Annotated in this window: 16 protein-coding genes; 7 read left to right on the forward strand and 9 right to left on the reverse strand. The window is 71.0% G+C overall.

Translation table 11 applies throughout. The features are described 5' to 3' along the window. Positions 1 to 27: 27 nt before the first annotated feature. Complete coding sequence (locus AB0M54_RS17230) at positions 28 to 1,050, reverse strand: hypothetical protein (RefSeq protein ID WP_364330708.1); 1,023 nt, start codon at positions 1,048 to 1,050, stop codon at positions 28 to 30. Positions 1,051 to 1,144: 94 nt separating this feature from the next. Then, the gene (locus tag AB0M54_RS17235) at positions 1,145 to 1,879 is read right to left on the reverse strand and encodes an alpha/beta fold hydrolase (RefSeq protein ID WP_364472181.1); all 735 of its coding nucleotides are present in this window, start codon (positions 1,877 to 1,879) and stop codon (positions 1,145 to 1,147) included. A 49-nt stretch (positions 1,880 to 1,928) separates the two neighbouring features. Between AB0M54_RS17235 and AB0M54_RS17240 the strand changes: the two genes are divergently transcribed. Then, a complete protein-coding gene (locus AB0M54_RS17240; RefSeq protein ID WP_364330703.1) occupies positions 1,929 to 3,296 on the forward strand; it encodes a hypothetical protein in 1,368 nt (455 codons plus the stop codon). Positions 3,297 to 3,308: 12 nt separating this feature from the next. Here the strand turns inward: AB0M54_RS17240 and AB0M54_RS17245 are convergent, their stop codons facing one another. Continuing rightward, a complete protein-coding gene (locus tag AB0M54_RS17245) occupies positions 3,309 to 3,692 on the reverse strand; it encodes an STAS domain-containing protein (protein WP_364472282.1) in 384 nt (127 codons plus the stop codon). Further along, positions 3,653 to 4,375 carry a SigB/SigF/SigG family RNA polymerase sigma factor gene (locus tag AB0M54_RS17250; protein WP_364472285.1) on the reverse strand — a complete coding sequence of 241 codons (723 nt, stop codon included), beginning with the start codon at positions 4,373 to 4,375 and terminating at the stop codon, positions 3,653 to 3,655. The genes AB0M54_RS17245 and AB0M54_RS17250 overlap by 40 nt, the downstream gene beginning before the upstream one ends. A 243-nt stretch (positions 4,376 to 4,618) precedes the next feature. Here AB0M54_RS17250 and AB0M54_RS17255 point away from each other — a divergent pair, with 243 nt between their 5' ends. The 6 genes from AB0M54_RS17255 to AB0M54_RS17280 all read left to right on the forward strand — a co-directional run bounded on the left by AB0M54_RS17255 (position 4,619) and on the right by AB0M54_RS17280 (position 9,588). Next, entirely contained in the window at positions 4,619 to 4,996 is a 378-nt protein-coding gene (locus AB0M54_RS17255) for an ATP-binding protein (protein ID WP_364330701.1), read from the forward strand. A gap of 132 nt (positions 4,997 to 5,128) precedes the next feature. Next, complete coding sequence (locus AB0M54_RS17260; protein WP_364330698.1) at positions 5,129 to 5,695, forward strand: SigE family RNA polymerase sigma factor; 567 nt, start codon at positions 5,129 to 5,131, stop codon at positions 5,693 to 5,695. Continuing rightward, a complete protein-coding gene (locus tag AB0M54_RS17265; RefSeq protein ID WP_364330695.1) occupies positions 5,692 to 6,429 on the forward strand; it encodes a hypothetical protein in 738 nt (245 codons plus the stop codon). The genes AB0M54_RS17260 and AB0M54_RS17265 overlap by 4 nt, the downstream gene beginning before the upstream one ends. A 320-nt stretch (positions 6,430 to 6,749) precedes the next feature. After that, positions 6,750 to 7,994 carry a cytochrome P450 gene (locus tag AB0M54_RS17270; RefSeq protein ID WP_364330692.1) on the forward strand — a complete coding sequence of 415 codons (1,245 nt, stop codon included), beginning with the start codon at positions 6,750 to 6,752 and terminating at the stop codon, positions 7,992 to 7,994. Next, positions 7,991 to 9,406, forward strand: coding sequence for an aminobutyraldehyde dehydrogenase (locus tag AB0M54_RS17275; RefSeq protein WP_364472184.1), 1,416 nt, complete (start codon positions 7,991 to 7,993; stop codon positions 9,404 to 9,406). Before AB0M54_RS17270 ends, AB0M54_RS17275 begins: the two co-directional genes overlap by 4 nt. Positions 9,407 to 9,459: 53 nt before the next feature. Continuing rightward, entirely contained in the window at positions 9,460 to 9,588 is a 129-nt protein-coding gene (locus AB0M54_RS17280; protein WP_364472187.1) for a hypothetical protein, read from the forward strand. 57 nt (positions 9,589 to 9,645) lie between these two features. On the opposite strand, the gene AB0M54_RS17285 is transcribed toward AB0M54_RS17280, so the two are convergent. The 5 genes from AB0M54_RS17285 to AB0M54_RS17305 form a co-directional block, all read right to left on the reverse strand. After that, positions 9,646 to 10,863 carry a YncE family protein gene (locus tag AB0M54_RS17285; protein WP_364472190.1) on the reverse strand — a complete coding sequence of 406 codons (1,218 nt, stop codon included), beginning with the start codon at positions 10,861 to 10,863 and terminating at the stop codon, positions 9,646 to 9,648. A gap of 304 nt (positions 10,864 to 11,167) precedes the next feature. Beyond that, the gene (locus tag AB0M54_RS17290; protein ID WP_364472193.1) at positions 11,168 to 11,839 is read right to left on the reverse strand and encodes a hypothetical protein; all 672 of its coding nucleotides are present in this window, start codon (positions 11,837 to 11,839) and stop codon (positions 11,168 to 11,170) included. Then, positions 11,836 to 13,434 carry a hypothetical protein gene (locus tag AB0M54_RS17295; protein WP_364472196.1) on the reverse strand — a complete coding sequence of 533 codons (1,599 nt, stop codon included), beginning with the start codon at positions 13,432 to 13,434 and terminating at the stop codon, positions 11,836 to 11,838. Before AB0M54_RS17295 ends, AB0M54_RS17290 begins: the two co-directional genes overlap by 4 nt. Next, positions 13,431 to 14,291: an ATP-binding cassette domain-containing protein gene (locus AB0M54_RS17300; RefSeq protein WP_364330676.1), complete on the reverse strand. Its 861-nt coding sequence runs from the start codon at positions 14,289 to 14,291 to the stop codon at positions 13,431 to 13,433. Before AB0M54_RS17300 ends, AB0M54_RS17295 begins: the two co-directional genes overlap by 4 nt. Further along, positions 14,288 to 15,109, reverse strand: coding sequence for a hypothetical protein (locus tag AB0M54_RS17305; protein WP_364472199.1), 822 nt, complete (start codon positions 15,107 to 15,109; stop codon positions 14,288 to 14,290). Before AB0M54_RS17305 ends, AB0M54_RS17300 begins: the two co-directional genes overlap by 4 nt. Positions 15,110 to 15,124 lie beyond the last annotated feature (15 nt).

Raw genomic sequence — 15,124 nt, forward strand, 5'->3', positions numbered from 1 at the left:
GCCGGATGAGCGGTGTCGAGGCCCGCCCTACGCCCTGATCCACGACGACATCGCCCGGAACGCCAGCTTCGGCTCCCACCGGTCGCCGACCGTCCTGGTGATGCTGTAGCTGGCGATGTCCAGGTCGTAGAGCGGATCCGGGTGGTGCGGCGCGTCCGGCGAGACGAACTCGTAGACGATCGCCGAGTGCAGGCCCATCGCGGCGAAGTCCCGGAACCGCTCGACGATGTACCGGGCCTGGGTGCGTTCGCTGCGGACCAGGCCGCCCTTGATCTCCGGCGGATCCTTCGTGTAGTCGACCACGTCCCAGCCCAGGCCGCCGTCGGCTTCCGCCCCCACATACGTGCAGCAGCCGAATTCGGTGACCGCCACCGGCTTGCCGAGCTGCTGCAGCGGCGCCAGGTCGCGGGCCGGCCGGTCGCCGTAGTAGTTGGCGCTGACCAGGTCGAACAACGACCAGTCCACGTCTTCGTCGTACGCCGCGCCGTAGGTCAGCGTGCCCCGGAACACCGACCGGCCGGCCCGGGCGGCCCGCGCGGTGAACGCGGTCAGCCGCCGCGTCATCACCACCGGGTCGAAGTTCCCGGCGAGCAGGTTGCGGACCCGCTCGACCGGGTCCGCGCCCGGCACGATGCCGGGGACGAACAGCACGAACTCGCAGCCCACGCTGAAGATCGTGGCCGGGTGCCGGCGGCGCAGCCGTTCGGCCGCCCGGCCCGTCTCGACGATGTGGTCGAGGATCTCGCCGGGCGGCACGTCGGCCATCCGCGGCTGCACCCAGACGCGGAGTCCCCGCTCGGCCGCCTCCTCCGCGGTGGCGGCCAGCCGCTCCGGGCCGGTGCCGTAGACCGAGATGGAGTCGGCGTGCAGGTCACGGGCGATGGCCCGGACGTCGGCGCGCATCCGGCGGGCGTCCCACCCGTCGCCGACGGAGTAACAGACGCCGGGGTGGATCTTTCGTGGCCTCGCGGCCGCGGGCGCCGCACCCACCAGGGGCGCGGCCACCACCGCGCCGGCCGCGGTCAGGAATCGTGCTCTCGTGATGCCCATCGGCTCAGTCTCCGCGTCACTTTCGTCACATCCGAGAGCCATCGGTCGACGGGGCGCCAACCTTGGTCGATGGTTCGGGCGCCGGCCTGCGGCGTCAGAGGGTGCGGGCGAACTGCTGGGCCGGCTTCGACCAGGCGTGCGGGTCGAGGAAGGGGAAACCGTGGGCGCCGGGTAGTTCGGCGTACCGGCCCTCGGGGGCGGTGGCGACCAGGCGGCGCGCCCACTGCGGGGTACTGAGCAGGTCGTCGGCGCCGCGCAGCACGAGCAGCGGGACGGTGAGCCGGCGCAGGCTGGCCTCGATGTCGTTGCGCAGGCTGGCGCGGACCAGATGGGCCAGCCGGCGGATCCCGGCGCGCCGCCACTCCGGCAGGTGCGAGCGGGTCATCCCGGGCGGCTCCAGGCGGCCTTCCTGCACGAAGCGCAGGGCCAACCGGGGTAACGGGCGTACGGCGGGGTCGACCGTGGGGCTGGCCAGCATCAGACCGGCGACGAGCGGGTGGCCGGGGGCGGCCTCGGCGGCGACCTGGGTGCCGCTGGAGTGCCCGGCCAGCAGGACCGGCCGGGTGCGGGTGGCGGTGAGCCAGGCCGCGACCGCCTGCCCGTACTCGGGGATGGACAGTTCGTGCGGTGGTTCGCCGCTGCCGGCCAGGCCGGGTAGTTCGAGCAGGTGGGCGCGGGTCCACTCGCCGAGGGCGCGGACGCCGGGGAGCAGGTAGCCGGCCACCGCCATGCCCTGCACGACGACGATCTCGGGGATGTCGGCGCGGGGCTCACCGGCCGACCGGCTGCGCATCAGCCCCAGGGGGCTGTCGTGATACGAGGTGATCACGGGTGGTTCGTACCCTCGCGCTGCGGGCATGAACCTCGGTGGAGGTGCCATGAAACTGCCCCGTGAGATAGCCGGCTTCGACTCGGCGTCCGGCATGGTCGTGGCGCTGGCCCGATTCCTGCACGGCCGCGACGTGCCGCCGCTGGGTAACCCGGCGATGGCCGCGCTGCGCCCGGTCGCCGCGGTGGTCGCGCGGCTGCCCCGCCGCGCCCGGCAGAACATCTACAGCGTGTTCTCCGGCTCCGAGGGCCGGCCCGAGGAAGAGATCGCCGCACTCGACTTCGACCAGGTCAGCGCAGGCCTCACCGCGCTCTACCCGCGGCGGCGCTATCCGGCGGTGGTGATCGGCTCGTCGGGCGGGGCGCTGGTGCATCTCTGCGCGGCCATGGGTGTGCCGTGGTTGCCACAGACCTTGCTCATTCCCGTACGCCAGAGAGCGATCTCGCCGGACGAACCGCGACGCGCGGCACACGCCTTCGACCGCACCGCCCGGGCGCTGCTCGACCGCAACCCCGACCTGGTGCTGCATCACATGCACGACCCGAACCAGGACCGGCTGACGCTGCGCCGGATGGCGTACTTCCGGGTCAAGCGCACCCGGCTGGGCGCCGCCTACGAACGGTTCCTCACCGAGCATCTCGAACCCGGCGGCACGATCGTCGTCGACGAGTGTCACCAGCGGTGGCCGGTCACCCGGATCGGCGAACGGCACCTGTTCCAGTTCGGCGCGACCGGTGGCATCCCGGCCGGCGAGTACCGCACCGGCAGCGACCGGGTCGCCCGCTACCTGCACAGCCACGGCGTTGCGGCCGACGGCTGGGCGGCGCCCGAGGCCGACGAGGAGGCGCCCGAGGCGGAGTGGGGATTCGAGCCGGCGCTGCGCGACGACGTCACGGCCTTCGCGGCCCGCCACGGCTACCGCGTCGAGCGGCTGACCTTCGACGGCCCCGAGGACCTCAGCGCGCCGGTCGCCGAGCTCTACCGCCGGTGGTACCGGCAGCGGCGGATGCCCGCGGACCGGCTGGTGATCGACTCGTTCATGCTGCTCGACCCGTGGTGGACGCTGCGGACCGGCGCCGTCCCGTACTGGAGCGTCTTCCCCGTCGAGCCGTCCCTGGACCTGCTCAACGCCTACCTGGACCGGGCCGAGCCGTACGACCATCTGCACCTGGGCCTGTTCTGCCACGGCGTCACCTCGGCCGGCATGGCCGGCATCGACCAGTGGCGCAAGGTCCTCGGCCGGGCCCGTCAGTCGGGCTCGTTCGCCGGAGTCGCACCGGAGCGGTACCCGAACGACCCGATGACCTTCTTCCGGTTCCGGTCCGCGCTGCGCGCCGTCGGCGAACGGCACCCCATGCCCGAGCCGCTGCCGCTGGAGACGGCCCGGTCCATGCTGGGCGAAGTCCGGTGGGAGTGACCCCGGACCCGTTCAGATCACGCTGCGGGTGTCGGGCTGCTCGGTGAACAGGTCGAGCAGGCCGGTCATGCGCAGGATGCGGTCGGCCCGGGGGCTCGCCGTGGTGATGGCGACCGCCTTGCCCTGTGCTTGCGCTATCCGGTAGGCCTCGACCAGCGCGGACAGCGTGGTGGAGTCGACGAACGCGACGCCGGCCATGTCGATGACGACCTTGCGGGTGTCCGGGGACAGCAGGGCGTCGGTCAGTGCGTCGCGCAGGGTGGCGCAGTTCGACAGGTCGAACTCGCCGGTCAGGGTGACGGCGGCGGTCCGGCCGTGGACGGCGACGTCGATGTGGTGCAGTTCGTCGGGATCGATCAGGACTCCAGCTGGGTGCGCAGTTTGGCCAGGGCCCAGCTGATCAGACGGGACACGTGCATCTGCGAGATGCCGATCTGGCCGGCGATCTCCTGCTGGGTCTGGTTGCCGTAGAAGCGCATGGCCAGGATGCGCCGCTCCCGCTCGTCGAGAATGGTCATCGCCGGGCCGAGCGCGACCCGCAGCTCGGCCAGCTCGAAACCGTCGTCGACCGCGCCCAGGGTGTCGGCGAGCTCGGCGCTGCCGTCCTCACCGGCCGGCGCCGACAGGCTGGTGGCGGCGTAGGCCCGCGCGCCTTCCAGACCCTCGATCACCTCGTCCTCGGTGACCTTCAGATGCGCGGCGATGTCGGCGACCGTGGGTGACCGGTCCAGCGTGTGGGTGAGTTCGTTGGTCGCCGCCGTGATGTCGAGCCGCAGCTCCTGGAGCCGCCGCGGGACCCGGATCATCCACGTACGGTCGCGGAAGTGCCGTTTGATCTCGCCGAGCACGGTAGGCACGGCGAACGCGCCGAAATCCATGCCGCGTTCCGGCTCGAACCGATCGACCGCCTTGATCAACCCCACCGTGGCGACCTGGACGAGATCGCCCAGCGGCTCACCCCGGCCGTGGTAGCGGCGGGCCAGATGTTGGGCCAGCGGCAGCCACGCCTCGATCGCCCGCTCACGCCGGCCCCGCCGGGCCGGATCATCGACCGCCGTGCGCGAGAACTCGTCGATCAGATCGACCGCGGTCTCGGAGACAACCGAACCTCGCACCCCGGGTCACTCCTTTGCCAGACGACAACCATTGCCTGTGCCCAAGTTAACCGTTCAGCTCACCTGCCGCCAGCCGAAAGGATGAGGTGTCGCAGCCCAGTCCCCTGAACGGCACGTCCAGCCTGGCACGGCCCGGATCTGGCCAACGTGAGTTCCGCTCGGGTACGGAGTGGCGTACGGGGTGCCCGAAAGGGTAAACATCCCTTCATGGACCCGCTCCGCTTGTCGTTCTCCCACGGCGCGGATTGCGCGGCCCTGCGCCACCAGGCCCGGCAGGCCCTCGGCCCGCACCAGAGCCCCGAGCTGGTCGACGACGTCCTGCTGGTCATCACCGAGCTGGTCCAGAACGTCGTGCAGCACACCGGCGACGGCGGCGAGCTGACCATGCGCCGCAACGACGGCGCCCTGCGCATCGAGGTCGCCGACCGCAGCACCGAGACACCGCGGATCCACGGCCCCGACGCCCGCCGGGTCCGCGGCCGGGGGCTGCTGATGGTCGCCGCGATCAGCCGCGAGTGGGGCAGCCGCACCAGCCCCGACGGCAAGATCGTCTGGGCCGACGTTCCGTTCGACAGCCAGAACTGAGCCGGGCGAACCGGCACCGCGGCCGTACGGCATCGATCAGGTTGTTCATGGCCGACATCACCCGCCTGCGGAAGGCTCGGCGGCAACCCCGGAGGATGGCCGGCTCGTAGAGGAGGTGAAGGAGGTACCTACATGCCGCGTCCCACTCGTGACGACGAGTTCGTGACGTTCGTCCGTGTCAATCGAACGTCGCTGCTCAAGTTCGCCGGCCTGCTGACGGCAGGGGACCACCACCGGGCCGAGGACCTGGTGCAGACCGCCCTGTCCAAGCTGTACGTGGCTTGGCCGAAACTGGACCGGCCGGAAACGGTCCTGGCGTACACCAGACGCACGGTTCTGAACAGCCACATCGACGAATCTCGACGCCCGTGGTGGCGCCGAGAACGGTCGACGCCCGATCTTCCGGAAATGCCCGCCCACGAGGGCCCGGACGGGATCGCGGGCTTGGACCACGGTCGATTCGGCCCGGTCGGGCAACAGGTGCGGACAGCCTTGGCGGCGTTGCCCAAACAGATGCGGGCCGTCGTGGTCCTGCGCTACTGGCTGGATCTCAGCATCGAGGAAACCGCCCGGATGCTCGGCTGCAGCCAGGGCACGGTCAAGAGTCAGGCGGCCAAGGGGATGGCGAAGCTGCGCCTCCTCCTTCCCGCGCCGTCACACGCGACGGGCGGCCAACGGATCGAGAGGACGAACCCATGAATGAGATCAAGGTGCTCCTGGACAGCGCGGTGCCGATCGAGAACGAGGCGGTCGACCCGGCCGCCGACCTTTCTCGGGGACGCCGCCGCCTGCACAAGCGGCGGATGACCCGCGCCTGGGCGGGCGCCGCCGGGCTGGCCGTGGTCGCCGCCGCGACCGGTGTCGTGGTCACGAACGGATCGACCGAACCGGCTCCCCCGCGGGCCGCGACCGCCCCCGCCTCCACGCCCAAGGGCGCCTCCCCACGGAGTCAGCTGCCGGCCATCGAGCTGGTCGCCTACACGGGCAAGCAGGTGCCCGGCTACACGGTGAAGTCGGTGCCCGAAGGCTGGGAGATTCAAGGCGGCAGCAACACCGTGTTGACGCTCGCGCCCAAGGGCTTCAAGAACCAGGACGTCAACGAATGGGTCGGCAAGATCGCGGTCATGCTGGAATCCAAGGACGCGGCGCCCGACGACCGCCCGATCACCGAGGAAGACCTCAAGGCCTGGGGCATGGAAGGCTCTGACCTCGCCCGGACGAGCAGCAAGGTCACCGTCAACGGTCAAGATGGGTCGATCTCACGGCCGACGAAGGTCGACCGCACGTCGACCGTGAGCGTGTCGTTCCCCGACTCGAAGGGCCACCACGTCGTCGCTCAGGGGCCGGCGTCGCTCGGCTGGACCGACGCGCAGTGGGCCAAGTTCGCCGAGGGGGTCACGGTTCTGCGCAACGCCGAGCAGGGCGTCGGCTGATCGTCGCTGCGTGCTTCAAGCACGGGAGGCCCGCGCGAAGCGCAGGCCTCCCGGTCTGCTGCCCGTGCGGCACACGCCTGGTCGGCTTCCCACGTGAACTGCTGTTCATCCTGTTTGGATTGACTCTCGGCTATTCTCTGGTTACATACTGTCATGGAGCCGACCTCTGATTGGCAGGCACCCTGCTAGGTGGCAGCGTGTCCGCCGATTCAGCGGCCATCTCGCTTGATGTGCTCCCGCCAGCTGCTTGTCGCGGGCCGCCCCACCTCGCTACGTCTGTCCGTGAGCCGGCGACGGCGCTGTTCATGAGGGAGTGAAAGGTGGGATCCGATCTGCTGAACGCCGACGAGTTCACGCACAACGAGGCCAGGTACATCCCTGACCCCTTCCCGTTCTACGCGCGGATGCGGGCCGAGTCCCCCTCGTTCCACTCAGGGAGGATCTTCGGCGGAGCATGGCTGTTCTTCAGCTACGCCGACACAATCGCGCTGATGACCGACGAACGGCTGTCGAACGCGAGAGCCGCGGTGCCGCTGCGGTTCCTGCCGGCGGACCAGCGCGACGCCGCCGGTGACATGGTGAGCGTCTTCGAACGGTGGCTGGCCTTCCACGACGGCGCCAGCCACACCACACTGCGCCGGCAGGCCAACCGCAGCTATCTGCCCTTCGGTGACGACGTGCTCGAGCCGCGTATCCAGGCGATCGTCGACCGGCTGCTGGACGCGGTCGACCCGAGCGGGTTCGACCTGATGAGCGACTTCGCCTTCCCGCTGTCGGCCATGGTGATCGCCGACGTCCTCGGGGTGCCGGTCGATGCTCATCCCGCGCTCACCCGGTGGACCGATGACATCGCGCACCTGTTCGGCTCGACCCACGTCACGGCTGAGCATGTGCTCCGCACCCGACAGAGCACAAAGGAACTGGTCGAGTTCCTGTCGTCACCGCCGATCGTGGCCGGATCGGTGCGCTCCGGCGGCCTGCTGCACACCCTGCGTACCACCGAGGTGCACGGTCACCGCTTCGGCGACGCCGACGTCGTCGCCCAGGCCACCCTCCTGCTCTTCGCCGGGACGGCCTCCATCCGTTACCTGATCGGCAACAGCACCCATGCCCTGGACCAGCGGCCCGAGCAGGAGCGAGAGCTGCTGCTGAGAACGGACACGGTCGACGACGCGGTCGAGGAACTGCTGCGCTTCTGCACGCCGGTGCAGTTCGTCGGCCGGGTCGCCCGCGAAGACTTCGATCACGTCGACAGCCACGGAGTCACCTGCCACATCAAGGCCGACCGGCCGCTGCTGCTCTACGTCGCCTCGGCGAACCGCGACGACACGGTGTTCACCGAGCCCGACCTGTTGCGGCTGCGCCGGCCCGCGCCGAACCGGCACCTGACGTTCGGGGCGGGCCGGCACCTGTGCTTCGGCGATCCCCTGGTGCGCCAGACCACCCGGATCGCGATGGTCAACCTGTATCAGCGCTTTCCGCATCTGCGCGTTGCGCCGCAGACGTTGGACTGGAACAACAATCTCGGCTTCCACGGCTTCCAAAGTCTGCGGGTGACCTCATGAGACGCCTGGCCAACTTCATCGACGGCAAGCCGTCCACGGCGGACAACAGTGAGCGCGCCGAGCTGCTCGATCCGGTCACCGGCAAGGTTTGGGCGACCGCGCCCGCGTCGAACGGCGCCGAGGTCGACGCGGCCATGCGCAGTGCGGCCAGGGCCTTCGACGGCTGGCGGGCCACCACGCCGGCCGAGCGCCAGGCCTTGTTGCTCCGGCTGGCCGATGCCCTGCAGGCCCGCCTGCCCGAGCTGACCGAGGCGGAACTCCGGCAGACCGGCAGCCGCGCCGCCGCCAACGAGATCCCGCTCGCCGGTGACCAGCTGCGCTTCTTCGCCGGCGCGGCGCGCCTGCTGCCGGGCCTGGGCGCCGGCGAGTACGTCGCCGACCACACGTCCTACGTCCGGCGTGAGCCGCTGGGCGTCTGTGTCCTGCTCGCTCCGTGGAACTATCCGATGATGATGGCGGCGCTCAAGTCGGCGCCGGCCCTCGCGGCGGGCAACACGGTGGTCCTCAAACCGGCCGAGACCACCCCGGCGACGGCTCTGCTGTTCGCCGAGATCGCGGCCGAGATCCTTCCGCCCGGCGTGCTGAACGTCGTCTGCGGCGGCCCGGAGACCGGCCGGCTGCTGGTCGCACACCCGGCTCCCGCCGCGGTCGGGCTGACCGGATCGATCGCCACCGGCATCGACGTGGCGACCTCCGCGGCGGCGACCCTGAAACGTGTGCAGGCGGAACTGGGCGGCAAGACACCGGTCGTGGTGTGCGCCGACGCCGACCTGGACGCGGCGGTCACCGGCATCGTGACCGGTGCGCTGAGCAACGCCGGACAGGACTGCACCGCGGCCTCCCGCGTGCTGGTCGCCGCGGAGATCCACGACGAGTTCCTGGCGGCGCTGGAAACCGCGGTGGGCGCGGTGCACACCGGCGGCCCCGACGACGAGACCGCGATGTACGGACCGCTGAACAACGCCGCTCAACTCGAACGGGTCAGCCGCTTCGTCAACACCCTGCCGGATCACGCACGCGTGGTCACCGGCGGCCATCGGGTCGGCACGGCCGGCTACTTCTTCGCGCCCACCATCATCGCCGACGTCCACGGTGACGACCGCGTCAGCACCGAGGAGATCTTCGGACCGGTGATCACCGTGCAACGCTTCACCGATGAGGCGGAGGCGGTGAAACTGGCCAATTCCGTGGTGCAGGGCCTCGCATCGTCGGTGTGGACGACCGACCACTCAACCGCGATGCGGCTGAGCGCCGACCTCGACTTCGGATGCGTGTGGGTCAACACCCATCTCATGTTCCCCACGGAGATGCCACACGGCGGGTTCAAACGTTCGGGCTACGGCAAAGACCTGTCGACGTACGCGCTCGAGGAATACACCCGCGTCAAACACGTCATGCACAAGATCATCTGACACGAGCCCGCGCCGCTCATTCAGATCGCCGCACCCCAGCCCACGAGACGCACATGACAACCGGGGACGCGCAGCACAACGGACCGTTCAAACCGGCCAGCCGAGAGGCGCAGCAGCAGCTCACGCCCCAGATCGACGGCGGCGTCGTGGGAAGCTCCTCGCGCGGCTGGCCGAAGACCTGACGCCATATACGCGCGCATCATTCTGCGTCTGCTCGACTTTCCGGCCCGGTCGTCCCCCTACCTGAGAATGCCGGTGTGGCCGAGGGAATAGCGACCGGGTTGAGGCCAGACCGTGAGACCGTGTGGCTCACGGCCGACCTTGATCTTCTTGACGAGATGGCCGTCCGTAGTGTCGATGGCGTAGACCACGTTGTCGTACCGGCCCGAGAGCCACAGCACCTTGCCGTCGGCGGACACGTTGCCCATGTCCGGGCTGCCGCCGCCGGGGATGCGCCACTTGGCGACCAGCTTGCCGGTGGCGAAGTTCAGTAGTGAGATCGAGCCCTCACCACGGTTGGCGATGTAGAGGCTCCGGGAATCGCGGCTGACGTAGAGTCCGTGGGCGCCGTCGCCGGTTCGCATGAACTTTCGCACCGCGAGACGGTCGCCGTCGACGACCCACACGCCCGAGTTGTTCATGTCGGCGACGTACCAGGTGCGGCCGTCCGGAGCGATCTTGATGTCCTGGGGCATCGGATGGTGGCCGGGGAGCCGGATCCGCCCCAGGATCGACCGCTTGGCAACGTCGACCTTGATCAGGTCACCGGAGAACTCGCAGCTGACGATCAGATAGCGGCCGTCGGCGGAGAAGTCGGCGTGGTTGACCCCTTTGCAGTGCACCGGAAGCGTCTTGCGCACGGCCATGGTGTGCGGGTCGCGGAAAACCATCTGTTCCTGCTCCTCGGCCATCACGATCGCAGCCTTGCCGTCCGGCGTGAAATACAGGTTGTACGGATCGTCGACCGGCACCGGTTTGCCGAAGACGCCGGTGGCAGGGTCGAGGGGCACCAGCGAATTTCCCTCGTTGTTGTTGATCCACAGAGTGCGCAGATCCCATGACGGCACGACGTGCTGCGGACCCTTGCCGACCCGGACGGTCTTGATCACCTGGTACGTCGCCGGATCGATCACGGACACCGTACCGTCGTCGAAGTTCGGCACGTAGACGCGAACCGGGTCGTCCTTGACCGCATCCGACAGCGCGTTCGGCCGGTCGGCGGCGTAGAGGTCGTCGGCGCGCAACGGCGGCGGCATGCCAGGCAGGAGCGGGCCCGGAAGAGTGGCCGCACCAACGCTGGGCGGGACCGAGGCGTGCATGCCGGGCATGTCCATCGAGGCCTCATGGTCATCGTGAAAAGTGGCATGACCAGCCGGTTTGCCGGTCGAGCAGCCGACCGGCCCGGCGATCATCAGCCCGGCCACTGCCGCGATCGCCAGCACGCGCCGGCCCATCATCGAGTCAACTCCACGCCCATACGACGGAATTCAGGACACTGGTTCGCCGTCCGCGTCGGGCGGCTGGGTGATCTTCGTCATGCTGCCTGAGTCGCAGGCGGAGGAACAACGGGTGATGCGATCAGATGACTCATGTGGCGACGACGTTCGCTCGCCGGAAGTTCCGGGCCGGGTGGCGGCCAGGCGGGTGAGGCGTCGTCCGTCGGTGATGCGGCCTCGGAACGCGGTGGATGAAGTGCGGCCGGTGGGCGCGTCTCGGACGATATTGGCCACCCGGTTGCTGGCGCCCGCCGGCCGGAAGCCGTCAACGGAACGGCGTGCGCAGTGGCCTGGTCGGCTCCACGCTCGCCCAGAACGATCCGGCGAGGGCGACCGCCAGCAGCACGACCCACCGGCCGTGCGCCCCCGTCCACTCCGGACTGTCCGGCGAAACGAAAAGCGCCAGCCCGCGCGGCAGCACGGTCGCGGCCATGACCAGCACCAGCAGGGCGGGGAAGGCGGCGACGCCGCCGTCTGCCCGCACGCCGGCCGCCCGGCTGCCACGCAGGCGGACGGCGGCCACCATGAGGGCGACGGCACCCAGCGCGGCCGCCTCGGCCGTCACGCCACCGATGGGGAGCGTCGCGCCGATGCCCTCTTCGGCGCCGGCCACGGTGACGCCCAGCACGAGCGCCCACCACACCGCGACCGCCGGCAGAATCACGCCGGCGCGGGCAGCGTGCCGGACCGGACGCGGCGTGGGCATCGTGGCGGTGCTGCGCGCAGCTGGGTCGTCGAGCAGGAACCCGGCACCCAGCGCACCGCAGACCGCCGCGACGCGCAGCAGTGCCACAAGATCCTCGGCGGTCAGCATCGTCGTCGTGGCCGCGGGCACGACGACGATCGCCAGCCCGACACCGGCCGCGGCCAGGAACGCCCCCCACCGCGTGGCTCGCACGGTCGGCGCCAACAGCAGCACGAGGACCCGAGCGCTCACGCGCCGCATACGGTCCGTTCCTCCTCCGGCGGCAGTGGGGCCACCGGTACGCCGAACAGCTCGCCGGCCCGCTCGGCGGATGTCTTCGCGGCGGCCAACTCGGCCCACGAGCGCCGGACCACCTGCGCAACGTCGGCGGCCGGGCGGTTCAGCAGCGCCAGCGCCACCGCGGCCTCCCGGTCCGGCACCGACAGACCGATAGGAAACTGCGGATCGCCGAACGGCAACGCACCCCAACTCGTGGCGTCTGCTTCATGCAGGCCGGCGGCCGCTGTCGGGGTCGCCTGGCCGGCCAGCCAGGCGACCAGCACTCCCCGCGCGCCGCAGAGCTGACTGCCGTCCGGGCCGCCGCGACCCACCACGACCTGGTATGCCACCAGGCCGGCGAATGTGATCGCCGATCTGCCGTCGCCCCACCGGGTGCCGACCGTGACCGCGTCCGGCGTGCCGGCGCGGGCGTCCACCCGCCGCCACGCGGCTGCGGCGGCCGCCGCTTGCTCTGCACTCCTCGAGCTCTCGCCGTCGGCGTAGAGGTCCACGGTGGACATCCGCTGCCGCACGACGAGTGGCTGCCGGGCACGGTCGTCGGGCGCCCCGCGCAGGACGCCACGGACCACGCCGTCCCACCCGCCGATCCAGGAGGAAAAGCCGTCGAACGCGCAGTAGGTGACCTGGTCGATCCGGCGGCAGGTCTGGACCTCGGCGGGGCGCTCGGCCGCGGTGGACCGGGCGGCCCGTACCGCGTCGCTCATCGGAAGGAACTGCGCCGAGCCGGCCAGGACGGCGACCGACAGGCCGGCCGCACCGGCCGCCGTCAGCCGACGGCCGCGGGCGCCGGTCACCGCCAGCACCGCGACGGCGACAAGGGCGACCAGACCCAATACGTAAACCAGGTGTCGCCCGGCCGGGCGGGCCATCAGGTCCACCGGAAGCGGCATCGGTGGTTCCTCCAGCGCGACCGGCAGCAACCAGCGCAGCCACGTCGCGCCAGGGGTGGACGGTAGGGCGCCCGCGAAGGTGACGGCGGTCAGACCCATCAGTAGCAGCGGCGCGACGATCGCGGCGCGGAGCCACCGGGCGAGCAGGACTCCGACGGCACCCAGCAGCAGGACGGCCGCGGGATAGAGCGCCAGCTCGAACGGGTTAGGCCGGCCGGCCGCGCCGGGCACGGCGGCGAGCAGGCCGATCCGCCCGCCGGTCAACACCGCGACGACCGCGCTGTACGGCAGCACGGACAGCAGGAAGGCGCCGGCGCGCCACGGAGCGGGCAGGACGAGCGTGTCGAACACGGCGGTCGTGCCGTGCCGGTGTGCCCGCAGCGCCGCCAGGTTGACGGCGACGAGAGCGGCGCCACCCAGCGTCAGCAGGGCGGTGAACTGCTTGGACCAGTCCTCGTACTGAAGGACTGGATAGTGGTCCGAACCGGCGCTCAGCCACCCGTACAGCTGCGTCCCGACGAACAGCAGGATGCCGGCGATCGTGACCGGGTGGCGCAGGAGGCGGACCGCCTCCGCCTTGGCCAGCGCGACCATGGCCCGGCGCGGATCGCCCGGCCTCACGCCGGCCCGGGTCTCCGTCACCACGGCCGCGGTCACGCGAGCACCCCCTGGTGTGCGGTCGCATCGACGAGCAGGAGGTAGCCGTCCTCCACGGTCGGCTCGAGCAGCTCGGCGCCAGGCGGCGGAGCGCCGACGTGGCGATACCGGCCGGTCCCGTCGCGCCAGGAGGCGAGCGCCCCGACCACGCGAGATTCAGTCGTCCACACCCGGCCGCGGGCCAGCGCGGCGAGGTCGGCCGGCGCGCCCTCGAACCGGACCGTGCCCCGGTCCAGCACGATCACCCGCTGGCAGAGCGCCATCGCCTCCTCCGTCTGGTGCGTGGACAGCAGCACGGAACGCCCCTCGCCCAGCTCCGCGACGACCTCGCGGAACCGCAGCCGCTGCTCCGGGTCGAGACCCACGGTTGGCTCGTCGAGAATCAGCAGGTCCGGGTCGCCCACCAGCGCGGCGGCCAATGCCACCCGCTGCCGCATCCCGCCGGACAGCGCCCTGATTTTCTGTCCGCGCTGGTTCGCCAGCCCGACCGCGGCCAGCACCCGCCGGACCTCTTCATGCCGGGCCCGGCGATCGGTCTGCTCCTTGAGGATCGCCACGTAGTCGACGAACTCGAACGCGGTGAACCCCGGATGGAAGCCGGGATCCTGCGGCAGATAGCCGAGGCGGCGCCGGACGGCGAGCCGGCCCGACTCGCTCCGGGGATCGACGCCCAGCACCGTGAGCTCCCCGCGATCCGGCACGAGCGCCGTGGCGACGATCCGCAGCAGCGTCGTCTTGCCCGCGCCGTTGGGACCGAGCAGGCCGGTCACGCCGTCGGCCAGCGTGAACGCCACGTCGGCCAGGGCGAGCGTGCGGCCGTATCGCATGGACAGGCCGGATGCGCTGACGACGGTCACCGGAACCTCCTTGGAGTTTCGAACGCCCGGTGCATCCGGGCGAGGACGAGGGCGCCCAGGGCGCCGGCGAGCGCCAGCGCAAGCTGTCCGACCGGGACGAAGGGTGACGAGCCGCCGGAGCCGGCGCCCAGCGTCGACGTCACCAGCACGACCCAGCCGAGGCCGACCAGGACCGCGGCGAGGACCGGGCCGAGCCGGGCCATGAAGGCCAGGGTGAGCAACGTGAGCGCCAACGCCGGCAGAAACCAGCCCAGGGCGGTCAACCCCAGGTCGGGCAGTGCCAGGGTCGCCGCGGCGCTCAGCACTGTGGTGGTGGAGAGCACGGCCACGCAGCGCAACAGGAGCAGCCGGAAGGTGTGGATCGGAGCGACCACGGTGATCTCGTACGTCGGGTCGACCCGGTGCCCGAAGGAGAGCGCCACCCCGCCCACCGGCAACAGCGGCGCGACGGCCAGGAACACCACCGGGTCGGCCAGGTTGGCCAGCAGCGCGGCGAGCGCCAGGGTCGACGCCACGGCGACCAGCCAGGACAGGCGCAGCACCGGAGTGGCCGCGAGCAACCGGGCGGTGTGCTCGGCCACGCCGGCCCGGACCAGGAGGCGCTCCACCGGCCCCGGGACGGGCGCGTCCAGCTCCGCATCGAGCCTGACCCAGCCCGCCGCGGTCATCTGCGGCTCGGCCGCCGCGGCGAGCCGTTCCCGGCAGTACGCGCACGCCGCCAGATGCGCCTCGGTGGACCAGAGCTGGGGCGGGACGAGTGTTCCCTCCCCGTACCGCCGAAGCTCCCCGTCCGGCAGATGCCACTCGGCCGCTGTCATGACCCCTCCCCCTCG

The organism is Actinoplanes sp. NPDC051470 (assembly GCF_040682035.1).
GTDB lineage: Bacteria > Actinomycetota > Actinomycetes > Mycobacteriales > Micromonosporaceae > Actinoplanes.

What these genes read in the sequence shown, in the direction of transcription:
- AB0M54_RS17230 (WP_364330708.1), bottom strand. Translation starts at nt 1,050, where the DNA reads ATGGGCATCACGAGAGCACGATTCCTGACCGCGGCCGGCGCGGTGGTG.
- AB0M54_RS17240 (WP_364330703.1), top strand. Translation starts at nt 1,929, where the DNA reads ATGAAACTGCCCCGTGAGATAGCCGGCTTCGACTCGGCGTCCGGCATG.
- AB0M54_RS17255 (WP_364330701.1), top strand. Translation starts at nt 4,619, where the DNA reads ATGGACCCGCTCCGCTTGTCGTTCTCCCACGGCGCGGATTGCGCGGCC.
- AB0M54_RS17260 (WP_364330698.1), top strand. Translation starts at nt 5,129, where the DNA reads ATGCCGCGTCCCACTCGTGACGACGAGTTCGTGACGTTCGTCCGTGTC.
- AB0M54_RS17265 (WP_364330695.1), top strand. Translation starts at nt 5,692, where the DNA reads ATGAATGAGATCAAGGTGCTCCTGGACAGCGCGGTGCCGATCGAGAAC.
- AB0M54_RS17275 (WP_364472184.1), top strand. Translation starts at nt 7,991, where the DNA reads ATGAGACGCCTGGCCAACTTCATCGACGGCAAGCCGTCCACGGCGGAC.
- AB0M54_RS17280 (WP_364472187.1), top strand. Translation starts at nt 9,460, where the DNA reads ATGACAACCGGGGACGCGCAGCACAACGGACCGTTCAAACCGGCCAGC.
- AB0M54_RS17285 (WP_364472190.1), bottom strand. Translation starts at nt 10,863, where the DNA reads ATGATGGGCCGGCGCGTGCTGGCGATCGCGGCAGTGGCCGGGCTGATG.
- AB0M54_RS17305 (WP_364472199.1), bottom strand. Translation starts at nt 15,109, where the DNA reads ATGACAGCGGCCGAGTGGCATCTGCCGGACGGGGAGCTTCGGCGGTAC.